The following is a 16,027-nucleotide window of genomic DNA, read 5'->3' as shown; positions in this document are numbered from 1 at the left end:
ATATGATGGCCCAAACTGTGAAAATCCTCATCGTTGATGATGACCCAGGTCTGCGCAACGTTCTGACCGTTGCGCTAGAGCGGGAAGGATATGTGGTGCAGACCACAGCCAACGGGCGGGATGCCGTGACCCATGTGTTCCGCGAGGCCCCAGACCTGATCGTTCTCGACATCGGCCTGCCGCATCTTAATGGGTTTGCTGCTTGTCGGGAGATCCGCACACGATCCGACGTACCGATCCTCTTTTTAACCGCGCGCGAGGACGAAATCGACAAGGTGCTGGGCTTTGAGATGGGGGCGGACGACTATGTGACAAAGCCCTTCAGCCCGCGTGAATTGGTGGCGCGGGTGAAAGCCATTCTGAAGCGGTCTGATAACAATACCCAACTAGCACAACGTCTAATTGTCGGATCGATCACGCTTGGCATCGCGGAGAAACGGTGCAGTGTTCATGGTCAGCCCGTCGCACTTACTGCGACTGAATACAAGATTCTCGAGCTGCTGATGCTCTCGTCAAGAGTTCTGGTGCCCCGGGTTTCACTGATCCAAGCAATCTGGGGGCCGAATAGCCTCGTCTCCGACAGAACGCTCGACAGCCACCTGCGTAATCTGCGCAAAAAGCTTGCAAGCCACGGGCACGACAGCCCTATTGAAACCGTTCATGGCCAAGGCGTCAGATTGGTAACTACGACATGATCCGACGTTGGCGTCCAACACTCAACTTCGTGCTCGGTGGGGCGCTTTTTGGTACACTGGGTCTTTCGTTCGTTGGTTTGATTCTCCTGCGCTACATCGGTCCAGAAATCGGATTTCGCAATGCCGCGATGTTTCTTGGTCTGTGTATCACGGCGTTGACGGCGGTCTTGGGATGGCTTCTGGTGCGCCTCCTCTTGCGCCCCATTAGAGGGTTGGAGGCCTATGCCTCCGCTCATCTGAAAGGCGACACCACGACGGACCTCAAACACTACGGCACCCAAGAAATCCAACGCACCGCCAAAGGTGTCATTGCAATGGCAGAGGCGTTAAGAGACCGAGAGGCCTCCATCCGGTCCTACACGGATCACGTAACCCATGAGCTCAAGACCCCTGTTTCGGTGATCGTCGCAGCGACTGAATTGCTGGGAGATGGCCCGGTAGATGACCAGCAGAGCCACCACCTCGTCGCTCAGATTGATCACGCCGCACAAAACATCCAAAAGCAACTCGAAGCCTTGCGCACGGCGGCGCGCGCCCGTGAAACCCGCTATGTTGGGACATGCCGATTGGCTGATTTGGAAGAACCGCTCACAGAGGCTTTCCCTAATTTGGCGATTGAGCTGACGAATACATCCAAGGTTTTTCCCATCTCGAAAGACGGTTTACTGATTGTACTCCAACAACTCCTCCGCAATGCGGTTGAGCATGAGGCCAAGAGTGTTTCCCTCAGACCAAGTCTGGAAGTCGATCAGACGCTAACCGTCTCAAACGATGGTCAATGCATTCCTGCCGCGGATCTCGCGCATCTGTTCGATCCCTTCTTTACCACCCGCCGCGATAACGGAGGGACCGGGATGGGCCTCGCGATTACGAAGAACATTTTGGATGCAAACGGTGGCCGGATCACTGCCGTCTCAACACAGGATGGTGCCACATTCACCATTCAATTTAGCTGACTACCCGTGGCAGTTTGCACACATGCTGCGAAAGGCAGGCCAACCGTCGATAGGGTTCACTATGTTTCTTGTCGCCGCGTTGGTGCTGGCACTCGCTGTCGTCGTTTTCGAGCCTTTCAAGCGCGTGCCGGAGATTGGCCGCGGGCTGCCTTCGCGAGATCATGCGGCGACTGAAGAGCTTCGGGCCCGGGTTCGCGCGTTGTTTCCGACACCGATCGCGGCTACCCACATCATCACCGAGCTAGAAGCGCAGGGCTTTGCAATCGATAGCGACAATAACGTTGCATCATTCTGGAAGAACGGTTTTCCCTGCCGTACCATCTGGCGCATATTTTGGGAAATGGACGACGATGGCACAGTGAGTTCGATCGACGCTCTTTACGGCGGCGTCTGTCTGTAGATCTGTACTGACAAGGCGGCCAATTGCGACTGAGCTATGGGCTGTGAGATCGGATTGAAGGACTCGCGATGAAAGATCTTTTGGCAAGAGTTGGGGCTGAGCAGGACAAGGCTTACGAACCTCTTCAGGGTGCTGCAGCGCCTGATCAAATCGAAGCACTGCGGTTGGAGGCTGAGACCCGATTGTCGGCGCGGCTGCCTGATGACTTTCTGACTTACCTGTCTCTTTCAAACGGCACGGACTTCAACGGTTTGATCCTCTATGGAGCAAACAAGTCACCCGACGCACCCGGTCCGGCGGGTTTCTGGCAGGGCCTGGTTGCAGCCAATCTGGCATGGCGTGAGGGAGGGGATCACAAAGATTACGTCATCCTTGGTGAAACAGGCATGGACCTCCTGACCGTGGATTTGCTCGGAGAGAATGCCGTCGGCCGAGACCGCGTCTCGGGAGAGGTCACGGAACGGTTCCTTTCCGCCGGTGCGATGATCGAGACCTATTTGACATCCCACCTTGGATAGCTGCAGCGCGACTTCATCTACTCATCGGGCAGCTCTTCAAGATCGAAATGCAGGGATGGGACGTCGATGACCGGCTCGAATCCGAACTCGGAAACCAGTTCAAACCCCTCCGCCCGCGGTGCCTTGAGATCAACCAGTGCTGAGACGACCGCAGGTTCCGATGTCTGCGTATCGGTGACCTCAACGAAGATACGGCCAAGATCCGCGGACCCGTCAACAGCTTGCGCGTCGCCGGCCCTGAACGTGAAGCCGTCGGCACCTAGATCCGGTTTGGTCTTCGCCAGCCAGGCCAGGAGCGGTTGCTTCAGAGCCACACGGATGTGGTTTTCCCTCATCTCAGGGGGCACGGAGATCGACGTTGGTCTGGCCGTCATCCGACCGTTCTCAATGGACAACCGATACTCGATGGTCGGACCATACTTTCTCACCGGGGACCCATCGTGCCGCTGCCCCGCGTAAGGCCCGGGATGCAGCACGGGCCTTTCCTGCGGCGGTACGTGACCCGCTGCCAATGGCTGGGCGCGGAGCAAAATCGTTACGTCATCGGTGATCAACGCCCAGCCGGGATTGTCCGTTGGCGCCTGCGTCAGTTTCTTCATGCACGTCCTGGCGAGTGTCTCAAATCCCGCGATATCGCCCTCGATCTGCGCTGAATCAAGCAGCAGCGTCGCGTCGAGATCCAGACTTTCACCGACAGGCCGTTCCCGCGTTGGCGGGTTCGTTCCCCATCGCAGGGCGATCTCCGGAACGGCAATCGGGGCCAGCCCACAGCCGTCGAATCTCTTGAGGATATGATCGGCGACCTCGCGCTGCACATCCCGCGCCCAGAGAGATGTAACCAGTTCGCGCAGGCACCGCGATGCATCGCACCTTTTGATGAGAAGGGGAGCCAGCGGTACCGGATCATCGGCACGGATGAAGCTGACCCGGGTGTGATCGCCGCGCCCCTCGATGGCATGGATCGCAAGGCCGGGTTCGTCCGTCCGGTCTGCCAAGCGGGTCGCCTCAACCCGCGTCAGGACTCTCCCGGTCAGCGGGCTGTCCGTTGCAACCAGAGTACCACCTGTGATCAACACAGCCGACAGAATAAGAAGTGAGATATATCTGTTCGGGGTCACTCGAAGGAACTCCACTACAATCCCGCTAGGTGATCGTACAGCCCAGACGGGGCGCCGCCTACCCCTCGGATCGTGATGGCGACGCAATGCAGGCAGTGCCTGGGTCAGCGATATGGATCGCCGAATTCCAAAAATCTGGCAATGTAAATTCTACCGGATGAGCCGTTCCAAGAACGAGAACAACGCCCGACGCGCGCTCGACCTTTATCGGGGCGGGGCGTACAGCCAAGCAAAACTCAGTGCTGTCGCAAGACCGCTCAACGAGCGGCCAAGAAAAACTTGCAATACGCAACCCCGGCAGAGACGATTGCCCGGTATGTTGCGGCGATCCATCGAATCCGCGACTTAGACAGGCCTTTCGCGAATCCTAACTTCGACCGCGTCCCCTTGATCGGTCACCCTATAGCCTTCAGCCAGGGCTGTGAAGAAATCACCGATATCAGCAAAGACCCTTATGCCACCGCCATCACAGTCAATGACGCAGGGTTCAACACTGACCTCTTTTCACAGCTGTGAACCGCGGGTTTGATCCGATCATCCGACTTGCCTGATATTCGTCCATTCGGCAGATTTGAGCGCCAGAGGGTTGACCATATCCGTACCGCGCGCCGGCAGAGGGCGCTCCGCGCTGTCTTCGTAGCCGATGACAAAGCGGACGCGGTTGATGCAGACTTTCGGCATCGCTGCACCAAAGAGGTCGAACAGCGCGTGACGAGCCGCGAGGTCGGGATGCTCGGATTTATAGGCCTGAAGAACCTCGTAAAGACAATCATAGAAGACGCGTTCCTCCAGCGCGCCGGACCTGGCCAGAGCGGCGGAGAGAAAGCGCAGAACGGTCACGAAATGGGCGGTTTGGATGTCATGCACGATGTAGGCGGGCGGCTTGCGTGGCAGAAGGGCACGGATATCCGCATCAAGAGCCGCCATTTCGGGGAAATCCACATCGACGAGGTCGAGATCTCCCTGAAAATCCTTCAGAGCCATAGCCACCGGTATGTCGTCTTCGAGAATCACTGTGATGTTCTGACCGTGCGCGATGAACCCGACGCCGTAGCGGCACAGAGCATGCCAGAGGGGTGCAACTGTCACGGTGAACAGCCGTTTCAGCCATCTGACGAGCGGCACGCCCGCAGCGCGGGCATGTGCCACAGCAAGCGGTGTGCCGCAGGCACCGACGTGGAACAGGGCGCTGGCCATGATTGCCCGCCTGTGGGTGCCAGCAAGATGATCGGCGTTGTCCCGCCAAAGCGCCCCCAGAAGCTCGTGATGGCGATAGGGTGCCTCGGGGCATTGGCTGATCAGCGGGTGGCGCACCCAGTGGCCGGAGACCTCGCGTAGAACGATGACACGATCAGCCAGAACCCGGTCGTTGCGGACCAGCTGATCCAGCCAGTCCGAAATCGCCCCGCCATGGGTGATGTACTTGCCAGGCATGCCACGCCAAGCGGAGGTGTTGAGGATGCCCAGCGACAGTTTCACGTCAAGGGGGCCGCCGTTTGCCGGCGTCAGCGTGCGCAGGCTAGGTGTGGGCAGGAATGCAGGTCCGCTGGGGCCAAGGTCGATCACCTGCCCCTGCACCCGCTCGGCGACAAAGCTCTGCGCCAGATGGGCCTGCAATTGCCAGGGATGCACGGGGATCAGGGCGTAATCCGGTCCGGCGCCCATCTGGTGGGCCCTTTCCGTCAGCGCGCGGAGGGTGTCGGTCCCAAGGGCGCGCCTTAGCACGGCGCGCTCGTCTAGATCACCTGAGCCGCCACTTTGCACATGCTGCCTCTCAACCGCGAGCCAGGACAGCTGGATTGGCTGGCCATATTCTGGGGCATAGGCCTCAAGTGCGGCAACATCCCAGCCCAGACGCCCCTTGTTGGCGACGGCCTTCGGGTGCCCGTTCAGCGCGGCGTGCAGTCGCGCTGCGGGCCAGCGGATCATCTCCTCCGCCGTAGCCTCACCGTAAAGGCGCAGTAGTTCGACGTCTTGCCGCAGGGTGTTCGACAGCTCGCGCAGGAAGGTGGCATGGGTCGCGGGGCTCATCCCAAGCTCGCTCTTTGCATGCATGGTGAATTGGAGCGGGCATGGTGGTGCATCGTCATCCACGCGGAGGCTTTGCGGGTCGATGTCCAGATTGCCCCAGATCCGCCGCGTGGCGCGAAAGCTGTAGCGATGGCCGGAGGCCAGATCAAGCTGGCAGACCTCGTCACCCGTGGGGTGCAGGAGCTCCTCCCAGCTCAGTTCGCTGAGCATCTTGGCCAGGAGTTCGCGTTGCGCGCGCTCGAACAGAGCAGTCACAGGGCGACCCGGCTGAAGAAGTCATCCCGTGCGCAATGCATCAGGGCGGAGCGCTTGTGCGGGAAGTCAAACTCCTTGATCTTGCGATAGGCCAGCTGGTCGGCATAGCGCAGCAGCTTGGCGTTGTCGACGCGCGGCTCGCCCACGACAAGGTCGGTCATCGGGCAATCGAGGAAGATGTAGTGGGTCAGCGCCCGGATCCAAGCCGAGGTCCGGCGGCGGCCAAGGGCCGATTTTTCACCGATCAGCCCATGCCACCCGCGATCCCACGGCCCGGCGTCGTAATAGGCGCCCAGGCGGTCCTCGCGGGCCCAATAGATCTCGAAGTACCCAACCGGGTTGCCATCATAGGCGCCGATGACAGAGAGGTTGTGTGGGTCGGACAGCCGGTCCTGAAGAAAGTCGCGCAGCGCGTCCTTTGATTTGTCTTCCTCCCAGAAATAGGCAACGCGCGGGTCGTTTTGCCACCGGTGGAACATATCGAGATCGCGGTCGAGATCGACCGTCCAGAATGACACGGTCACGCCCGCATCTGCGAAGGCCCGTTCATAGACCAAACCTTCGGGATTGGTGGGCCGCAGCGGATGTGCCCGCCCGTCCGGGCCGTCCGTGAGGCCTGCGGTTGTGCGCTGACGTGGCCGGTGGTGCAGCCAGAGTGCCGGATCTTGAAGAAAGCCGGAGCGGTGGATGCGCAGGTGATCCTCGGCCCGGGTCACATAGCCGGGCAGGTCAGTGGGCAGGGCGGTGTCGCGGGGCAGATCAAGTGCTGCAAGGTCTGGGGCTGCGGCAAACCGTGCCTCGACCCAGCGGGCGAACCCCGTTGCATCGCGTGGGGGGGTGTCCATGTCGGTTGTGCTGTGTTGAAGGGTCATGCGGTCAGGGTCTCCCGGAGTGGATTTGGCAGGTCGAAGAAACTGGCAAGCTGGCCGCGTGCGTCGCCGTCGGCCTCGTTCACGCCGCTGCGGCTGGTGGCGAAATTGCCTTTGCAGGTGAGGGTCGGGCGGGTCAGCAACCGCTCATAGAGCGTGGCATCGCCGGGGGTCGTGTCGCGCGACGTGATCAGAAACGCCCGCCAATCATCGAGCAACTCGTCCTCGCGGGCGAGCCCATCGAGCACCAGCGTTGCAAGCGTGTTCAGCACGCTGTTGACCACCAGGTAATAGATCACCAGCCCGTCGCCGAGCTCGGTGTCCACCACGTTTTCCGACCCCTCGCCGATGCCCGGTGAGGCGCGGGTCAGCAGGTCGTTAAACTCGGCCAGATGGCCGGTGCCCTGACAGTCGCGGACCCAGGCGGCGGCGGGCCAGTTGCTTGCGAGCTGCAGCATCAGGTTCTGCTGATGCGCCCCGAAGAGCAGACCGTAGCGCGCCCGCAACTCCAGCAACGGCCAGATCGCCACATCAAGGAAGCGGCGGAACCAGGGACGCGCAGCATTGGCCCCGAGCGTCGCCACAAGCGAGCCAAGAGGGGAGAGCCCTTCGGGCGGGGCCTCACAGAGGGCGGCCAGCACATGCGGGCCGGGCGCTGCGGGATCGCGGAACGGATTGCTGCGCAACACTGTCATGGTTTCTTCCATGGTCTCGCCGGAGGGGCCGCGCAGGGCGGCAAAAGCCGGCTCGCCCAGGATGTGCAGGGTGGGAAAATCCCTGGCGATGCGCTGGCCCAGCTCCGAGCCGAGCAGGTCCGAGATATGTAGTCCCCGGCGCACCTCGCGCAGGGAGAGGTGACGCGTGGAATTGGTCAGTCGCAGGCTCAGTGACGTCTTGACCATGAACGGTGCGTGCCAGCCGTGCAGGCAGCGCATGGAAGAGGTGGCAGCCCAGTCGCCGCTGCCGTGCCCGAGGTCGTGCAACTGGCCTGTGCTCAGCAGGCGCAGCACGTCGGGCAGGGCCAGCAGCCGTTGCGCCTGCCAGGGATGCCAAGGCAGGGGCAGGGTGCCCTGTGGCGCGGTGATCCCGTCGCTTTGCGCCAGCTTGCGCAGGAAGGGTTCGGCCCCGGTGCTGGCGATGCAGGTCTCCGGGTCTGCGGCCATCCAGTGAAGGGGAAAGCGACCTTCCTGCTCGGGGGCATAGAGTCGGGCCTCGGCTGTGGTCATCTCGTCCCGGCTGCGCGGGTTGGGATGGAAGGGATGCCCGGCCTTCAGGGCCTGCTCCGCCTCGATGAAGGACCAATTTGCGGGGTCCGGGCGGGGCAGAGGGGCTGCGCGGATCGCCTCGAGACTGTCGAGGACTCGCGCTTGAAACTGCTCGCCGCCCTCGGCCGAGAGGGTCGAGAGCAGAGTATCGACACTCTCGGCGGTGCGGGTGCTACCGGTGTCGCGGTCGATGCGCCCGTCGCTGAGGTGACGCAGCGACGAGGCTGCGCGCAGGCCCACGCGGACCCGGCTCCCAGTCCGATCCGCAAAGCTCAGATAGTCCTTCGCGAGGAGAGGATCGCGTAGCATGCCTTCGCGCAGCGCGCTGTTTAGAAACGCATCGAGAGCGGAGGTATCCGATTGTAATCTTGTGGTTTTCACGGATGTGCGTCCTTTCGCTGATCGCCGGATAGAGCGTTTACTTCCAGGGTTTGTCCAATTACTGAGTATTTTAGTCAGGATTCGCAACGCAATATGTCACCGACGTTTCTCTTTGGGCCTGTTCTTGCCGGTTATGCGTTTCAGCAGACCGCGCTGGTCAGCATGGTGCCCGTGTTCACGCAGCTTTTGGGGCTGTCGGAAAGCCAGGTCGGGCTGTCGGTCGCGGCGGGTTTGCTGCTGGCCGGGCTGGGGCCGCCCTTTGTGGGGCTGCTGGGTGGTTCGCGCGTGATGGCGGGCGCGCTGTGGGGCCTCATGCTGGGCAATCTGGCGCTGCTGGCGCTGCTGGGGGTGCGCCCTGAGATGCAGCCCGCGGGCCTCATTCTGGCCGCTCTGGTGCTGATCCGGAGCGTGCAGGGGCTGTCCTTTGCCAGCCTCATGATGCTGGCTCAGCAGGCGAGCTTTCAGACCGGCAACGGCAGAAAGACATTGGCTGCCGTGCAGTCGACTGGAAGCCTGGGGCGGATCGCCGCGGCGCTGTCGGTAGGACCGCTGCTGGTTCTTTCGCCATTGGCGCCTTTGCTGCCGGGGGTGATCGGCGCGCTGGTCAGTCTTGTCCGGGCGCGCAAGGCGAGCGCGCCGCCGCTGCGTTCCATACTCCGCCCGCCGGGTCTCGGGGCGTTTCGTGTGGTGATCTTCAGCCAGATGGCAGTGGGTGCAGCGCAGATCGGTCTGGCCCCGCTGGTCATGGCGCGGTTCGATCTCTCTGCCACAGCGGCTGCCGGGATGGCGGGGCTTTGCCTCGCGGCTGCACATGCGGGGCTTTTCCTTGCGCTGCGGCTGCTGGTGCCGCGCGCCAAGCCAACCCATGCGCGCCTTGTCGCGCTCGGGCTTTTGCTGGCTGCCGGGGGCATGACCCAGGCCGCGCATCCTGCCGCTTTCCTGCTTTTGAGTTTCGTGATCGGGGCCAGTACTGCCTCGCTTTTCACGCTCTCCCTGTCCGATATCCTGACCCGCAAGGACTTTGCCCAGCTTCAGGTCGCTGGCTGGAACGGGACCGTACAGATTGTGTCATTGGCCCTCGGGGTCGCCGTGGGAGCCGCGCTTCTGGCGCTGTCCCCGGCGGCGCCCTTCGCCATGGCCGGCCTGTGCGGTGTTGTTCTGGCGCTTTTCCCTTCTGCCATCGAAAGGACCTGACATGACACACGACCGCGACAGTATCGACCTTGCCGGTATCGGCATCGGCCCCTTCAATCTGAGCCTCGCCGCGCTGGCCGACGGCCTGCCTGATCTGACAACGAGGTTCTTCGAGCGCAAGCGGGCCTTTTCCTGGCACCCCGGTCTCGCGTTCGACGACAGCACCATGCAGACCTCCTATCTCAAGGACCTGGTGACGCCGGTGCAGCCCACAAACCGTTGGGGTTTCCTGAATTTCCTGGTGGAACACGGCCGGTTCTACGACTTCATGGCGGCGCGGTTCGATACGGTGTCGCGCCGCGAGTTCACCGAGTATCTGGCTTGGGTGGCGGGCAGCCTGCCATCTTGCCGCTTCGCGACCGCCATCCGCGACGTGGATTACGACGGGCAGGCGTTCCGGTTGCGGACCGATCGCGGGGAGACTGTAACCGCGCGGGCGATTGCCGTGGGCACGGGTCCGGTGCCGCATGTGCCCGAGGGCGCACCCCTTGGCCCTGCCTGTTTTCACGGGGTGGAGTATCTGGAACGGATGCCACAGATAGCCGGGCGCCGTGTGGCGGTGATTGGTGGCGGGCAGACCGGTGCTGAGATCATGCTGGACCTGCTAGGCAAGGTGGTTGGCCCGGCAGCGCTCAGCTGGATCAGCCGCCGCAGCGCCTTCTCGGCGTTGCAGGAGGGCGGGCTCATCGATCAGATATATACGCCTGCGTATGGAAAGGCACACCAGCGGTTGCCTGCCGAGGTGCAAAGCCGCCTGGTCGAAGATCAGAAACTGAGCAGCGACGGGCTGACGCCGTCGACAGCGGATGCGCTGTATCGCTTGATCTATCAACGGCGATATCTCGATTGTCACAACGGCATTGCATTGCGTCCGGGACAGACGGTGAAAGAGCTTCGGGGGACAGGGGGCGCGGTCCAGCTGATCCTGCAGGACGCGATTGGGGCGCTGGATGTCATCCACGCGGATGTGGTGATCCTTGCAACTGGGTTCCGGACCGTGCTGCCCGACTGTCTTGAACCGCTTCGGGACCGCCTTGAGACGGAGAAGGGTGGGGCATTGCAGTTGGGTGCGGCCTACCGTGTGGTCTGGGACGGGCCCGATGATGCCGCGATCTACGGGTTGAACCACGGGCGGCGATCTTACGGCATTGGCGATCCGCAACTGAGCCTGACGGCTTGGCGCAGCGCGACGATCCTCGAAGACGTCACGGGTCAACGGTTGTTTCCCGCGCTCCACGGCCCGCAGGGTGGGCTGGTTGACTGGACCCGGTCAGCCTCAGGGCGCGAGATGCGGATCAGCGCGTGAGGCTTTGAAGCGCGTCGCTCGTCCTGAACCGGCAGAGCTGGGTCGGGACGGACAGGGGGTCAAAAGGTGACGGCGTAGCTGATGGCGATGCGCCGCCCTTCGTCCCGGACCAGAACATCCGGGTCTTCGCGTACGCTGCTTGCCGTCGGGTTAAGCTGGGTGCTGTCAAAGAGGTTGGTGACCCCAACCGTCAGACGGCCTGCGCCCACCGGGTAGGAGCCGCTGACGTTGACAGTAGTGATATCGTCAAGCTCCGGATGGCCGGATTTGTCGCGTCCGCCCGCATAGATGATCTCGCCCGAGAGGATCAGGCCGTTGGCAAAGCGTCTGTCTGTGAAGAGCCCCGCGGTGAAGGTGGAAGGGATGCGGCTATTGGGCAGCCAGCTGTCGACGCGCCCGTCGCCGTCGTCATCGAATTCTCCTTCCACATAGGCGAGGTTCGTGCCGATGTCCCAATCGTCCCTGAGCCGGTAGTCCGCCACGAACTCGGCCCCCCATATCCGCTCCTTCTGCTGGCTGATCTGGTTGGTGGAACTGTCGAAGACGGTACCTTCGTTCGAGGTGGAATAATAGGCGGAGAGGTCGAAGCTGAAGGCATCGCCGCGGTAGCGGGTCCCGATTTCCCAGGTGTCCACGATCTGTGCGTCAGGCCCGATATGGGCATAAGAGACCGTTTGGCCTGGCAGGAGGGGGTTGGAGGCGAGGGCGCGGCGCGTGAACGCGCCCACATCCGGGATCGAAAAACCCTGACTGAAGCCGCCGTAGATATCCACGGTGGGCGAGGCTTCGAACACGGCGCCCAGATTGCCGACGACCGCATCATAGGAGAAATCGCCCCCAATCACCTCAAGCGCGGGGAAGGCAAGACGCGTCCCGCCGGCCAGGAACACCGCATCAGGCCGCGTGAAATCCGACACCGAGAGCCAGAACCGCTCAGCCCGCAGGCCGCCGCTGATTTCCCAGCGGTCGCCGAGCGACATGCCGAGCTGCGCGAAGGCGGCGAGGTTTTCCTGCGACATGGGCGCGATGATGTCAGTGCCGTTCAAAAGCTCCTGCTCCACGTCGTCGTGACCGATGTCGATGCCCCAGGTCAGCGTGGCGTTGCGCCCGGCCCAGTCCGCCGGGCTGCGCACGGTGACGTTGAGGCCCTGGGTGCTGGTGAAGAGTTCGGACTGGGCATCGGGGTCCTGCGCCGTGCTGCCGGGGCCGTCCGAATAGAAGAGATTGTTGACCACACTGGGCTCGGAGAAGGCGGAGCGGCGGCTGACATCCGTGGCAAATGCGGACACCTCGAGTTCGCCCAGGGCAAAGGCGCTGTTCGTGTAGGTGAATTTCGCGCTGAGGCCCTCATCGGTCACCGGCTGGCCGGTATAGGCCCTGTCGCTGACGCTGACGGGAGTGGTGTCATAGTTGGCGAAGACGTCGATGTCCTGCTCAAACCGGTAGGCATCGAGCCGGAAATCGAACTCGTGCACGCCGGTTGCCCAGTCGGCGGCGAGGCCAAGGCTGTAGCGGTCCGCGTCCTGATCGTCGCCCTGGCCGACCAGCGGGTCGGAGGGAATACGCTGGCCTGATCCATCAAAGGACAGCCCGCTGTGCTCGGCCGAGAGTTCCAGCCGCAGACCCAGATCGCCAATGCGCCGATCATGGGTGAAGGTGGTGCCATAGCCGAGACTGCTGTCGTTGCGGGTCTGAAACGACAGCTTCGTGTCGAGGGTGGTGCGGCCGTCCTCTTCGCCCGCCTTTTTCGTCACGATGTTGATGATCCCGCCCGTGGCGCCATTACCGAACCGCGCGGTAGAGCCTTTGACGACTTCGATCCGTTCGATCGAGGCGGTCGGGATCAGCGCCAGCTCGCGGTCGAACCCGCGCAGTTCGGAGGTGCGCGCCACGCCGTCGATGAGGATCTGTGTCGTGCGCCCGCGCAGGGTCTGGCTTGCACCGCCGATGGTGCCGTTTGCAGGCGCGAGCCCCGGTACGAGGTCGGAGAGGATCGTTGAGAGAGTCTTGCCCGCGCGCGCCTGGGCCTGGATGTCTTCCGCCTCCACCACTTGCACGGTTCCGGGAATGGCGCTTTCGGTGGCGCCGGTGCGCAGCGCTTCGATCACGATCTCGCCCAGATCGAGCGGGGTTTCGGTGTCTTGGGCGTGCGAGGGGGTCGCACAGAGCAGCAGGCCGGGTGTGAGGCCGAGAAGCCTTCGGGTCGACATCATGTTGGGGTCCTCGTGAGAGTGGGAACGGGCGTGCGTCGAACCTGCACCGGCAGGAGCAGCAGGGCGATCCAGCCGGTCAGGCCCGACAGCGCCGTTGCGATGAGAAAGACGGGGCCGTAGCCCATGGCGTTGGCCATGTGGCCCGCAATCATGCTGCCGGCCATATACATGAAGAGTGTGGCGCTGGTGAGCAGGGTGAAGTCGGTTCCGGCCTGTTTCAGCGAGGAAAACCGCATGAAGGCGGTGAAGAGGCCGGTGATCTCGATATAGCGCAGGAAAGTGTCACAGACGGACAGGGCGATGAGGACGGACGGAGCCATGCCGTGGGTGGCCGCGCTGTAGAACGCGGCAAAGGCCAAGGTGCGCCCGCAGATGAGGAAGATCAGGAACCCGGTCAGCCCCCACCAGCGGATCATCAGCGCGCCCATGAAAGCGCCGCCGAGGCCCACGGCGGCCGCTGAGCCGCCGGAGATGGCACCGATCTGCGACAGCGTAAAGCCCTGATCGACCAAAAAGGGTTGTTCCAGCGCTTTGACCAACCCTTCCGGCAGGCGGAAGATCAGAGCAAACCCCAGCATGGCCCAGGCGCCCTGCGCTGACAGAAAACGACGCAGGCCCGGTGCGCCGTCATCCGCGGGCAGGCGGCAGCGGGCATGTGTTTCGGGGGTTGCGAGGAAGGGCGTAATGCAGATCAGGGTGATCGCGGCCACGGTCCAAAGTGTTGCGGACCAGCCGATCAGGTCGTGCAGGATCAACGTGCCCGACCCGCCAATCAGCACGCCGAAAGCCACGGCGCCGCCCTGCAGGGCGCTGCCGCTGGGCTGTTCTTCGGGTGGCAGGTGTTCGATGGCCCAGCCGTCTGACGCGATGTCCTGTGTCGCGGAGGAGACCGACATGATCATCAGGATCGGAAAGAACGATGCCGCATCCTCGACCGGGTGCAGCGCGGACAGCGCGCCGATGCAAACCAGCGTGATCGCGAGGCAGATCGTGATCACCCCCTTGCGTCCCAGACGTGTGCGGCCGAGCTGGTCGATCCAAGGGGCCCAGAGCGCCTTGAGCACCCAGGGGGCCAGCAGCACGCCGAGACTGCCTATGGTGTCGAGCCCAACGCCCAGGGCGCGCAGGATGGGAGGCAGGGCGGCCGCCACCAGATAGAGTGGCACGGCCTGCGCCAGATAGAGGCCCAGCAGCGCGGTGGAGATTCGGGACGAAGGAAGTGCCAGCATCGGGGGTCCGCAAGAGAGGGGTTTTTTGCTGGCAAAATGCTGACTGCCGCCATAAATCATGTCCGGCTGCCAAAAGGCAACTCTTTTTGTCGGATTTGTCTTGGCCACCGCGCATGCCGCACACATTTAGAGCGGCAGGGTGTTAGCCAACTGCCAGACCTCAGAATGAGGGGGATGGATATGGCGGAAAACACCGGGCTGTTGCGGGACCCGAACGGCCGTATTCTGGACTAGTTGTGGCAGGAAACCTTGGCCCTTAGCCTGCATCTGTTGTTGACGGCGTCTCGCCCCGTTGACCTGACGGTCCTGCGCGAGACTGTGTACCGCCATCTCGGGGCTCAGATCGACATCGCCTGGACGGAGGTGCGGCGCGGCCGTCCCGAGAACCTGTATGTGCTGGAGGTTGCCGCCGTCACCGAGGTGTCGTCCGCCTTTCTGCGGCTTCACCTACGGTGGAGACAAGCGGCTTGCCCGAGTGTACATTCTGGGAAAAGGCCACGGCTATTCACGCCTATTGCTTAAAAGGTACGTTTTGCGGAGGAGGCCGCTGTGCGCGCCACTGGTACGATCTCGATTGCCTGGATTGCATAGCCATTGCGAGCGAAGCGATCGTTGATTGCCGACTTGCGGAAGACTTTGCCAATCACAAGCAGCATTTCTTTCGGGAGACCGATCAGGACGGAAATGTCATTAACTGCCAAGCCGCTGTGTCCGGTGCACTCTACCTCATACCGTCAGGCGAAGCACTTGAAGCACTAACGCACGATTATCAGAGAATGCGTGAAGCCGGTCTGCTGCAATCAGATGTTTTGTCTTTCGACACGCCGATCGAGAGGACCTCAAACCCTCAAGACCGTGCCAATGCTGCGCACAACTAAGTTCCCGGCGGAACCAATCGAAGTCAAGGATGCCGCTGGCGATAGGAGAGCTGCGGCGAGACCACAACTTGGGGGCAACGAGTATGCGCCGCGTACAACCCAAGCCTGGAGTAAGATGATCCGGTAAAGCCTTTAAACCTGACCCATCACACCAATCAAATTGTTAACGCCGCGTGGATTCGCCACGCCCTTGAGGACTAAGACTTTCCGGACAGTTTCTACAAATTCGCCTACACAATTGCCAAAGGCGAGCGTGACAAGAAGAGTATTGCTTGGGCTTATGATGAGCTCCAAGACATTATGAACGTGAAAAATCCGACAACCCGATGAATTGTTTGGTTTTGACGAGAAAGGCGTTCCAAACGTAGACCTTGACCGTTCATCGCAAGGTTTATCGCCGGGGGCAACTAACGACGCTGCCTTGAGCCGCGCGTACCGTAGCAGACTCAAAATAGATGTAGCTGTCGCTCAGAGTCGAGATGTATCTCTCTGGTCTGAAGTATTTCCAAAGCACCTCATTTTTCACGATGCATCCGGCAACTATTTCTCGCACAGTATATTCCCGCCTTAATCGCTCACTAAAGACCTCTGCTGCCTTCCAATGGATACAACATCCATTACAGGATAACTGAACGTCCTGTGTGGATGTCTCCTGCATAGCAAGACATTTTTGAGCTGATTTGATCGTCTGTCAGATGCAGTCGTGTGTGGGCCTGTTT

At 61.8% G+C, this 16,027-nt stretch carries 13 protein-coding genes; 7 read left to right on the top strand and 6 right to left on the bottom strand.

The window, feature by feature from the left end:
* Positions 1-2 precede the first annotated feature (2 nt).
* The 4 genes from Q1A20_RS24285 to Q1A20_RS24270 all read left to right on the top strand — a co-directional run bounded on the left by Q1A20_RS24285 (position 3) and on the right by Q1A20_RS24270 (position 2,569).
* Positions 3-695, top strand: a complete 693-nt coding sequence (locus tag Q1A20_RS24285) for a response regulator transcription factor (RefSeq protein WP_367180963.1) — start codon at positions 3-5, stop codon at positions 693-695.
* Positions 692-1,651, top strand: a complete 960-nt coding sequence (locus tag Q1A20_RS24280) for a HAMP domain-containing sensor histidine kinase (RefSeq protein ID WP_299406693.1) — start codon at positions 692-694, stop codon at positions 1,649-1,651. Before Q1A20_RS24285 ends, Q1A20_RS24280 begins: the two co-directional genes overlap by 4 nt.
* Positions 1,652-1,712: 61 nt before the next feature.
* Positions 1,713-2,051, top strand: coding sequence for a hypothetical protein (locus Q1A20_RS24275; protein ID WP_299406695.1), 339 nt, complete (start codon positions 1,713-1,715; stop codon positions 2,049-2,051).
* Positions 2,052-2,119: 68 nt separating this feature from the next.
* Positions 2,120-2,569 carry a YrhA family protein gene (locus Q1A20_RS24270; RefSeq protein ID WP_299406698.1) on the top strand — a complete coding sequence of 150 codons (450 nt, stop codon included), beginning with the start codon at positions 2,120-2,122 and terminating at the stop codon, positions 2,567-2,569.
* Between the two features lie 17 nt (positions 2,570-2,586).
* On the opposite strand, the gene Q1A20_RS24265 is transcribed toward Q1A20_RS24270, so the two are convergent.
* From Q1A20_RS24265 to Q1A20_RS24250, 4 genes are all read right to left on the bottom strand, one after another.
* The gene (locus Q1A20_RS24265; RefSeq protein WP_299919274.1) at positions 2,587-3,687 is read right to left on the bottom strand and encodes a hypothetical protein; all 1,101 of its coding nucleotides are present in this window, start codon (positions 3,685-3,687) and stop codon (positions 2,587-2,589) included.
* A gap of 534 nt (positions 3,688-4,221) precedes the next feature.
* Positions 4,222-5,973, bottom strand: a complete 1,752-nt coding sequence (locus tag Q1A20_RS24260) for an IucA/IucC family siderophore biosynthesis protein (protein ID WP_299919272.1) — start codon at positions 5,971-5,973, stop codon at positions 4,222-4,224.
* On the bottom strand, positions 5,970-6,845 hold the full coding sequence (locus Q1A20_RS24255; protein ID WP_299919270.1) for a GNAT family N-acetyltransferase: 876 nt from the start codon (positions 6,843-6,845) through the stop codon (positions 5,970-5,972). Before Q1A20_RS24255 ends, Q1A20_RS24260 begins: the two co-directional genes overlap by 4 nt.
* The gene (locus Q1A20_RS24250) at positions 6,842-8,488 is read right to left on the bottom strand and encodes an IucA/IucC family siderophore biosynthesis protein (RefSeq protein ID WP_299919267.1); all 1,647 of its coding nucleotides are present in this window, start codon (positions 8,486-8,488) and stop codon (positions 6,842-6,844) included. Before Q1A20_RS24250 ends, Q1A20_RS24255 begins: the two co-directional genes overlap by 4 nt.
* 93 nt (positions 8,489-8,581) lie before the next feature.
* Here Q1A20_RS24250 and Q1A20_RS24245 point away from each other — a divergent pair, with 93 nt between their 5' ends.
* Both Q1A20_RS24245 and Q1A20_RS24240 read left to right on the top strand, forming a co-directional pair.
* Positions 8,582-9,682 carry a hypothetical protein gene (locus Q1A20_RS24245; protein WP_299919265.1) on the top strand — a complete coding sequence of 367 codons (1,101 nt, stop codon included), beginning with the start codon at positions 8,582-8,584 and terminating at the stop codon, positions 9,680-9,682.
* A 1-nt stretch (position 9,683) separates the two neighbouring features.
* Entirely contained in the window at positions 9,684-10,988 is a 1,305-nt protein-coding gene (locus tag Q1A20_RS24240; protein ID WP_299919262.1) for a SidA/IucD/PvdA family monooxygenase, read from the top strand.
* A gap of 59 nt (positions 10,989-11,047) precedes the next feature.
* On the opposite strand, the gene Q1A20_RS24235 is transcribed toward Q1A20_RS24240, so the two are convergent.
* Entirely contained in the window at positions 11,048-13,201 is a 2,154-nt protein-coding gene (locus tag Q1A20_RS24235; RefSeq protein ID WP_299406716.1) for a TonB-dependent receptor, read from the bottom strand.
* Positions 13,198-14,430 (bottom strand): MFS transporter, encoded by a 1,233-nt coding sequence (locus Q1A20_RS24230; protein WP_299406718.1) that lies wholly within the window; start codon positions 14,428-14,430, stop codon positions 13,198-13,200. The genes Q1A20_RS24235 and Q1A20_RS24230 overlap by 4 nt, the downstream gene beginning before the upstream one ends.
* 467 nt (positions 14,431-14,897) lie before the next feature.
* Here Q1A20_RS24230 and Q1A20_RS24225 point away from each other — a divergent pair, with 467 nt between their 5' ends.
* Positions 14,898-15,308, top strand: a complete 411-nt coding sequence (locus tag Q1A20_RS24225) for a nucleotidyl transferase AbiEii/AbiGii toxin family protein (RefSeq protein ID WP_299406721.1) — start codon at positions 14,898-14,900, stop codon at positions 15,306-15,308.
* Positions 15,309-16,027 lie beyond the last annotated feature (719 nt).

Source organism: uncultured Roseobacter sp. (genome assembly GCF_947501835.1).
Taxonomy (GTDB): Bacteria; Pseudomonadota; Alphaproteobacteria; order Rhodobacterales; family Rhodobacteraceae; genus Roseobacter.
This window is presented reverse-complemented; position numbering and strand designations above follow the sequence as displayed.

Bases quoted from the DNA above. Each gene is read 5' to 3' on its own strand.
- Q1A20_RS24285 (WP_367180963.1), top strand. From the start codon at position 3: ATGATGGCCCAAACTGTGAAAATCCTCATCGTTGATGATGACCCAGGT.
- Q1A20_RS24280 (WP_299406693.1), top strand. From the start codon at position 692: ATGATCCGACGTTGGCGTCCAACACTCAACTTCGTGCTCGGTGGGGCG.
- Q1A20_RS24275 (WP_299406695.1), top strand. From the start codon at position 1,713: ATGTTTCTTGTCGCCGCGTTGGTGCTGGCACTCGCTGTCGTCGTTTTC.
- Q1A20_RS24270 (WP_299406698.1), top strand. From the start codon at position 2,120: ATGAAAGATCTTTTGGCAAGAGTTGGGGCTGAGCAGGACAAGGCTTAC.
- Q1A20_RS24255 (WP_299919270.1), bottom strand. From the start codon at position 6,845: ATGACCCTTCAACACAGCACAACCGACATGGACACCCCCCCACGCGAT.
- Q1A20_RS24245 (WP_299919265.1), top strand. From the start codon at position 8,582: ATGTCACCGACGTTTCTCTTTGGGCCTGTTCTTGCCGGTTATGCGTTT.
- Q1A20_RS24240 (WP_299919262.1), top strand. From the start codon at position 9,684: ATGACACACGACCGCGACAGTATCGACCTTGCCGGTATCGGCATCGGC.
- Q1A20_RS24235 (WP_299406716.1), bottom strand. From the start codon at position 13,201: ATGATGTCGACCCGAAGGCTTCTCGGCCTCACACCCGGCCTGCTGCTC.
- Q1A20_RS24230 (WP_299406718.1), bottom strand. From the start codon at position 14,430: ATGCTGGCACTTCCTTCGTCCCGAATCTCCACCGCGCTGCTGGGCCTC.